Source organism: Nonomuraea sp. KM90 (genome assembly GCF_052246675.1).
GTDB lineage: Bacteria > Actinomycetota > Actinomycetes > Streptosporangiales > Streptosporangiaceae > Nonomuraea.
The window spans coordinates 1-7197 of record NZ_JBQQCB010000245.1; the positions used below are offsets into that span (position 1 = coordinate 1).

8 protein-coding genes and 1 pseudogene are annotated in these 7197 nt (G+C 67.7%); 5 read left to right on the forward strand and 4 right to left on the reverse strand.

From position 1 onward, the window contains the following. Positions 1–69 precede the first annotated feature (69 nt). Positions 70–471 (forward strand): hypothetical protein, encoded by a 402-nt coding sequence (locus tag ACTWPW_RS62215; RefSeq protein WP_443174725.1) that lies wholly within the window; start codon positions 70–72, stop codon positions 469–471. A 15-nt stretch (positions 472–486) separates the two neighbouring features. On the opposite strand, the gene ACTWPW_RS62220 is transcribed toward ACTWPW_RS62215, so the two are convergent. Then, positions 487–735: a hypothetical protein gene (locus ACTWPW_RS62220; protein ID WP_443174726.1), complete on the reverse strand. Its 249-nt coding sequence runs from the start codon at positions 733–735 to the stop codon at positions 487–489. Between the two features lie 41 nt (positions 736–776). After that, positions 777–899, reverse strand: a pseudogene (locus ACTWPW_RS62225) (ATP-binding protein); the annotation flags it as partial. A 214-nt stretch (positions 900–1113) separates the two neighbouring features. Here ACTWPW_RS62225 and ACTWPW_RS62230 point away from each other — a divergent pair. From ACTWPW_RS62230 to ACTWPW_RS62245, 4 genes are all read left to right on the forward strand, one after another. After that, positions 1114–2112: a tyrosine-type recombinase/integrase gene (locus ACTWPW_RS62230; RefSeq protein WP_443174727.1), complete on the forward strand. Its 999-nt coding sequence runs from the start codon at positions 1114–1116 to the stop codon at positions 2110–2112. Continuing rightward, the gene (locus tag ACTWPW_RS62235) at positions 2109–2420 is read left to right on the forward strand and encodes a helix-turn-helix domain-containing protein (RefSeq protein WP_375118569.1); all 312 of its coding nucleotides are present in this window, start codon (positions 2109–2111) and stop codon (positions 2418–2420) included. Before ACTWPW_RS62230 ends, ACTWPW_RS62235 begins: the two co-directional genes overlap by 4 nt. 19 nt (positions 2421–2439) lie before the next feature. Next, positions 2440–4080, forward strand: coding sequence for a hypothetical protein (locus tag ACTWPW_RS62240; RefSeq protein WP_443174728.1), 1641 nt, complete (start codon positions 2440–2442; stop codon positions 4078–4080). 113 nt (positions 4081–4193) lie between these two features. Then, positions 4194–4811, forward strand: a complete 618-nt coding sequence (locus ACTWPW_RS62245; protein WP_375118572.1) for a DUF6461 domain-containing protein — start codon at positions 4194–4196, stop codon at positions 4809–4811. 149 nt (positions 4812–4960) lie between these two features. Here the strand turns inward: ACTWPW_RS62245 and istB are convergent, their stop codons facing one another. Continuing rightward, positions 4961–5617 carry an IS21-like element helper ATPase IstB gene (gene istB, locus ACTWPW_RS62250; RefSeq protein ID WP_375118573.1) on the reverse strand — a complete coding sequence of 219 codons (657 nt, stop codon included), beginning with the start codon at positions 5615–5617 and terminating at the stop codon, positions 4961–4963. 65 nt (positions 5618–5682) lie between these two features. Beyond that, on the reverse strand, positions 5683–7095 hold the full coding sequence (gene istA, locus ACTWPW_RS62255) for an IS21 family transposase (protein ID WP_443174729.1): 1413 nt from the start codon (positions 7093–7095) through the stop codon (positions 5683–5685). Between the last annotated feature and the right edge of the window lie 102 nt (positions 7096–7197).

A 7197-nucleotide genomic window follows, 5' to 3' on the forward strand; every position in this document is an offset into this window, starting at 1 on the left:
ATAAACGTGCAGAGGGGCGTGCCTGGGTTTGGGGTGTTGAGGTGCTGATCGTGGCTGATAATCGGCCTGGTGAGCTGGGTTGCCAACATCATGGTGTCGGTCGATATGGCAGATCGGCCCAACGTGGAGTCGTTGAGTGAGTGGTTGCGGGTGGAAGCCCCGCTTCGGGACCGGCCTGGTAGTGGGTGTGGGTTCCTCACTGAGACGACCGGTCAGGATTCGCCGTGGGGTGGTTGGAAGTTCCCCGAGTGCACGGTGTGGGCCGGGGCGCTCAATCACGCGGATCTGACGGCGGTTGTTGATCGGGTCGGGGGTATCGCTTGGCGCTGCCCCAACGCGGTGCAGGTATTCCTGATGGATCAGGAGGAATTGTTCTTCCGGGTGTGGATGCTGCGGGATGGGGAGCTGCGGCAGTACGCGCCGACACGGCCTGATGAAGAGGACGAGGGCTTCTTTCCGGATGAGCGGTGATTTCGGGCGGAGGTGTCAGTGGTGGCCTGGGTCGTCGTGGGGTCGGTGGCGTAGGCCGGCGACGGTGAAGCTGAACAGGTCGATGACGGTGCAGGCGGCGAACCTGGCGTTGCCGGTCGGCCCTGGGGTGTTCCGGGCGGTGAGGAACGCGGCGAGCCGGTCGCAGATGGCGGGACTGCGTAGGAACTCGTCGATGGTGGTGAGTAGGTCGAGCTGATCGGCAAGGAGGCCGGTGCGGTCGTCGGCCGGCTGTGCGGCTGTCATCCGGTGGCTGCGATGTCGGTGTCGAGGGCGGAGTCTTCGACGGCGGCAAGGCGGTTCTTGAGCCGGTAGCTGGGGCCGTTGATCGCGATGACTTCGCAGTGGTGCAGAAGGCGGTCGAGGATGGCCGTGGCCAGGACTTCGTCGCCGAACACCTGTCCCCATTCATCTGGGGGTGGCACATGTTCCTGTCGGAGGATTGCGGCTGCTAGCTGGGATTCCTGAGTTGTTTCTCGTTTCCCTGATTCGTGAGGTGCGGGAGGCGTATGTTAGGTGCTGCCTTCATTTTTCCGGTGTGAGGAAGGTGTGCCGGTGGCGCGGTCTCGACTGCGGGTGCTGGAAGGCGGGGCACTCCCGCAGGAGCCCCTGGCCAGTGACCCGATGGAGTATCAGGCGCGGTGCGTCGAGGCGTTCGTGGCATCGTGGGCCGCTCGCGGGTTCAGCCCGGTGACCATCGAGAACGATACCGGGCTGCTGGAGCGGACCCTGGCCGCGCTCGGCCGTCCGGCCTGGGAGGTCACCCCTGAAGACATCGACCGGGTGGTCGGCGACCTGGCGGTGGCCGGTCGCGCCGCCTCGACGCGGCGCGAGTATGTGCAGATCTTCAAGGGCTTTCACCGTTTCTTGCAGGTGCGTAAGGCCGCTGAGATCGAGGCCGCGTTCGGGGTGCGGCTGGTCTGCCCGGTGGATGAGTTCAACGCCTCCCGGCATGTCGGCGACGACTCACCGGCCACGCTGCCGCCGCCGACGCCGGAACGGGTGAGCGGCTTCTTCGACTTCCTCAAGGACCGCATCGCCACCGCCCGCAAGTACGCGCCGGCGGCGCGGGATTATGCGTTGTTTCGCACCCTCTATCACGCCGGGCTGCGATCGGAGGAAGCCGCGCTGCTGGACCGGCCGGACGCGCACTTCAACCGGGGTCCGTTCGGCAAGCTGCATGTCCGCTTCGGCAAGGGCGCTCACACCTCCGGGCCGCGGCCGCGGTGGGTGCCCATGCTGGACGGGCTGGACCTGGTGCTGCGCTGGTTCCTCGATGACGTGCGTGGTCGTTTCCCCGACTCGGCGGTGCTGTTCGCCGATGAGTCCGGCGGGGCGTTGCATCGCGGCACCATCCGTAACCGGCTGCGCTATCTCATGCAGTTGGAGGGACGGCCGCAGGAAGAGTGGTTCAGCCCGCATGCGCTGCGCCGGGCGTGCGCCACCCACAACTACGAACGTGGCGTGGACCTGGTGGCCATCCAGCAGCTGCTCGGGCACTGGACGGTCAGCTCGACGATGCGCTATGTCCGGCCGTCGGCCACCTTCATCGAAGATGCCTATCGCCGGGCGGTGACGAGCACCCTGGGCGAGTTGACCGGGCAAGGAGAGCCGACAGCGTGAAGATCCGATGGAAACTGCGGATGGCCGCCGCGCAGCGTGAGGTGTGGACCGGTGCCCAGCTGCGGCGGCTGCTGGCCGACAAGGCCGGGCTGGAGCTGTCGGCGGCGTCGGTGTCGGCTCTGCTGACCAAGGAGCCCACGCAGGTGAAGCTGTCCACCCTGGCCGCGTTGTGCACCGCGCTGGAGTGCAGCCCCAACGACCTGTTCGAGGTGGACACCACCCCGATCGAGCAGCCCGTCCGGCCGCCGAAGCCGGCGGCCGAACCGAAAGCCGCCTCCAGCGGTGGCCGGTCCATGCCACCGCTGTGACCGAGCACGGAGGGCGGCGGTGGGGAAACGGCAACGCGACTGCGCAGACTGCGGCGGCCCGGTCGGCATCATCGGCCGCCAGCACTGCTGCCGCTGTTTGAACCGGCTCACGCAGGCAGCCGCCAAGGCGTCCTGCCCGGCCTGTGGCAAGCAAAGGGTGCTGCAGGCCGATACCGGCCGGTGCATCACATGCTCACGCGTCTGCCTCGAGTGCGGGCATCCGGTCCGCTCACCGGATGCGACGTTGTGTCGGGACTGCGCCCGCAAGGCGCGGCAGCGGGCAGCTCAGCAGCCGTGTCCACGCTGCGCCCGCCCGGGCTATCTGCGCGACGCCACCGGATGGTGCGGGACCTGCTCACGCTCCCGCCAGGCCAAGGACCCGCCGCGCGTCTGCGACAGCTGCGGCCAGTTGCGCCCGCATGCCGGTCACGGCCTGTGCTCGGCTTGCTGGCAGCGCCGCCCCGAACGGCCCTTCGTCGCCGGGGAGAACCTCATCGCCCGGCTGACTGACCCGCCGCCCTGGCTCGGCGATCTCATCGGCCATCTGGCCGCCGGTCATTCTCCGGCCCGGGCGTGCACGTTGATCGGCCAGCTGGGACGGCTCTTGGGCGACGAACATCCCAACCACCCTCAAGCTCTGCTGGAGCGGGCCCGCCTGCCCAGCCGCTCGATGGGCCCGTTGGCGCGCGGGCTGGAGGTCTTCTTCGTCGAACGGGGGCTGGCGTTGGCCACCGACCATGCCGAACGGCTGGCCGCCGGCCGCCGTCGCCGCCGGATCGACGCCGTCCCCGAGCTGTTGCGGCTCGCGGCGGAGGCGTTCAACACCTTCCTGCTGCGCTCACGCGAGCGGGCTCGCCGGGCTGGAACGCAACCCCGCGCCGACGTCACCCTCGACATCAAGCTGTCCACCCTGCGCGATCTGGCCCAGCACGTCAGCGCGCGCGGAAAGCAGGACTGGGCCCTGGTCGACGTGCACGACATCGAGACGTTCCTGGCCGCTCAGCCCAAGAACCGGGCCCGGCGACTGCAGATCGCCCGGCAGTTCTTCCGCTTCGCCAAGAGCCACAAGATGATCCTGATCGACCCCACCAGCGGGCTATCGGCGAAGGCGCCCAAGGGCTTCATCGGCAAGACCCTCACCCTCGACCAGCAGCGACGCCTCTTCCGAAGATGGACCACCGACCCGGCCGTCCACCCTCACGAGGCTCTGCTGGGCCTCCTCGCCCTGCTGCACGGCGCCTCCAGCAGCGAGGTCCGCCACTTGCGGCTGGATCAGATCGATCGGGCCGGCCGCGCTATCCGTCTCGGGCAACGTCCCCACCCGGTGCCTTTGGACCCGGTCAGTTGGGCCACCGTGCAGCGGTGCGTGGCCCACCGCGAGACGCAGCACACCAGCAACCCGCATCTGATGGTCACCAAGGGCACTAAGGCGGGCCGGAACCCGGCCTCCGTCGCCTATGTCAGCCACGTCCTGGACCCGGCCGGCATCTCACCGCGGATGCTTCGCTCCACCCGCCTGATCGACTTGGTCAACACCATGGACGCCAAACTCGTCGCCGCAGCCTTCGGGATGCACCCCGAAGGTGTCATGATCTATCTCGCCGATCATGTCGCCCCTGGCCGCCTGCCCGCACCAAGCTCGGCTGACCGGCCCGAGTGAGGCTTATCCTTGCTGCGGCGAACTCAGATGATCATGATGCAATCTCCCCGGACGCGGTCCGGACACGCAGTGTGGGGCGTCCCGCAGGATGTCCCCTCCTTCGAGAGGCGGCCATGCAGTCACCGAACTACCTGCACGACCTTCTTGTCTCGACCATCTTCACCGAGGGGCTCGATGCCGAGATGGACCTGTGGGCGCTGGGGTTCAGCGCCATGTGGATCAAGGGCGCGGACCTCGAAGCGCTCGCCCGAACCTTCCACCTGGACCTCGCCACCCGTACCCCGTGCTACCTGAGCGAGATCCTCGACCACGCCATCGACGACGAATCCCGCTGGGTCGCCGAGGTCAACGGCTGGATCGGCATCGTGCCGGCGCACGGCCACGGCGAGTTCCTGCGTTCCGTCACCGAAGGCGGCCGTGAGGCCCTCGGCCTCCGCATGGACATCAACGGCTACGCCTACTTCGATTACGCCCGCGACGGCCGCACGGTCGTCTCCTTCGACCCGCTCTCGCCCGAGAACTGGATGCGGTCCGGCGACGATCCCCACGCGCTCGATCACCTGATGGACGGACTGCGCTTCCAGATCAGCGATGACGACGTCCTCGACAATCCCGTGGAGGATCCGGAGAGCATCAGCTCGGCCTTGGCGCTGATCGGACGCGTCACGGAAACCGACATCGCCGCCGACTGGTTCCTGGCGCAGCACTCACGCATCAGACCAGCCTCCTGACGTCTCGCGCTCAGGGCAGGAGCCCACCGTTGGCTGGCCGTTCTGGGAGACCTCCGTCGTGACCTAACTGGAGGCGGGAGAACAGCTGACAGCCTTAGCCGCAGACACACGTGATTTCCGTTCATGGCTGAACACGTGCAGTTTCGGCGTCACCTGACACACGTTCGCGCGAACATGTGCGCTTTGGAGAAGGCCTTGTTGCTCGTCAGGAGGATTGAGCCCTTCTCATACCGTTTCGAGATGACCTGGAAGACGAGGTTGGCCTCGTCGCGGGCCAGCGGCTGGTAGCCGACCTCGTCCAGAACCAGGACATGTGGGCGCTGGTAGGCACGCATCTTGGAGGTCAGGCGGCCGATGGCGTCGGCGGCTTTGAGCTGGCGGACCATGTCGTCCAGGGTGGTGAAGTAGACGGAGTAGCCGGCCCGGCAGGCCGCCACGGCCAACGCGACCGCAATGTGCGTTTTGCCCACTCCGGGCGGGCCGAGCAGGGCGGCGTTGGACTTGGCCTCGGCGAAGGCGACGGTGGCGAGGTCTTTGACCTTGCGCGGGTCCAGCGTGGGCTGGTAGCTGAAGTCGTAGTCGTCGATGCTCTTGTGGTGCGGCATTTTGGAGATGCGCAGCGCATGCCGGATACGACGCTCTTCCTTGACGGCGTGTTCTTCCTCGAGCACCAGGTCCAGGAAGTCCAGGTAGCCCATCTGGGCGCCATCGGCCCGGGAGACGTGGTCGGCCAGCGTGGCGGCCAGATGCGGCAGACCCAGCTTGGTCGCGGTGCCGCGGATCCGGGCGGTGACAAGCTCACTCAACGGTTGGTGTCCTTCAACTCGTGGAAGCCGCCGTCTTCCAGACGGCTGCGCGGTGAAAGGCTGGTTCAGGAGAACGGGCCGGTGCCGGTGATCTGGTCATAGACCGACAGCGGTCGACGGCCGACCTCCACCTCGGCGGCCTCAGTGCGGGCCAGCAGGAACCGCAACGCGCCGGCGGGTTGCCCGCGGCGGCGGCGTGCGGCCGACAGTTCGTCAACGGGACCGCCGTTCGGATCGGGCTCGTGGCTGGTGGTGGTGGCGCGGGTGTGCCCGTCGGGCAGGGCGTCCCAGTGGGCGGCATCAACGATGCGGGCAGCGCGACCCAGGGCCCTGGGGTGCACGGCCAGTAGCGTGATCCCGCTGGAGTCGGGGACGGTGGCGTGGATGCTGACGGTCGCCGAGGAGGCACGGATTTCCACCAGTTGCCGGTGGAACACCGCGGTGGCGGGGACGGAGTAGAGGTTGGCTTCAAAGGCGACCAGGCAGTCCTTGCCGACGTGCCGCAAGTGCCGGTCGGTAACCAGATACGGTTTGGCCGGGACCGGGCGCAGGGCCGCGTGGTCGCGACGGGCGCGGATCCCGATCACTTCCCCGTGAGTGCGGTGGGTGGTGCGCCGGCGCAGCGGAACCCAGGCCAGGAATGCGTTGTCGATGTCGGTCAGCGAGGAGAACGACCGCCCCGCCAGTACGTGATCGCGGATGATGGTCACCTGCCGTTCCACCCGTCCCTTTCCAGTCGGCCGGTAGGCGGCCAGCACATCGATGTCGAAGCCGTAGTGTCCGGCGAACGCGACCGCTTCGGGGTGCAGCGGGACCGCTTTGCCAGGGGCGACGTGCCGGCGGACCACGGTCTTGGTCCGGTCGTAGACGATCGAGGCCGGCACCCCGCCGAAGTGGTCGAACGCGCGGCGGTGGCAGGCCCAGAAGGTGGCCAGGTCCTGGCTGGTGGTGAAGCAGACGAACGGGTCCCGCGAATACGACAACACCATGTGGAAGGAGTAGACCTTCGCTATCCCGACGTGGGCGAGGATAGCGCCCTCGTCTCCCCAGTCCACCTGGGCTTGGGCGCCCGGCACTACCTCGAACCGGCGGTGTAGCCGGGCCAGCTCACTGGGTGTGTAGCCGAGTTCTTCGGCGATCTTGGGTCGGGCCTCCTGCAGATACAGCTTGACCCGCTGGTAGTGGCCGGTGAAGCCGTACTGCTCCACCAGCCGCTCGTGGATCACCGACGCTTTCAGTAGCAGTTCAGCCCGCAGCCACGCATCGATCACGTGGGCGTAGGCATCGATCACCTGACCGCGTCGAGACCGCCGCGGGGCCGCTACCGGAGGCGCCGCCGGCCCGTCGTCCTCCAGGTACTTCTTCACCGTGCGCCAGTTCAGTCCGGTCTCCCGGGCGATTTCCGAGATCGACGCTCCCGCATCCCTGAGCGCCCGGAACCTGCGCAGGTCGAGCCACCGCTCAGCCTCCAGCACCATCCGACCGGCCCCCCGCCAAGTGAAGATCACCAACACTTGCCAGGCTCCAAGATCACCACCCCAGCACAGCGGCGGACACGCCGATCATCCCTGCACGTTTAC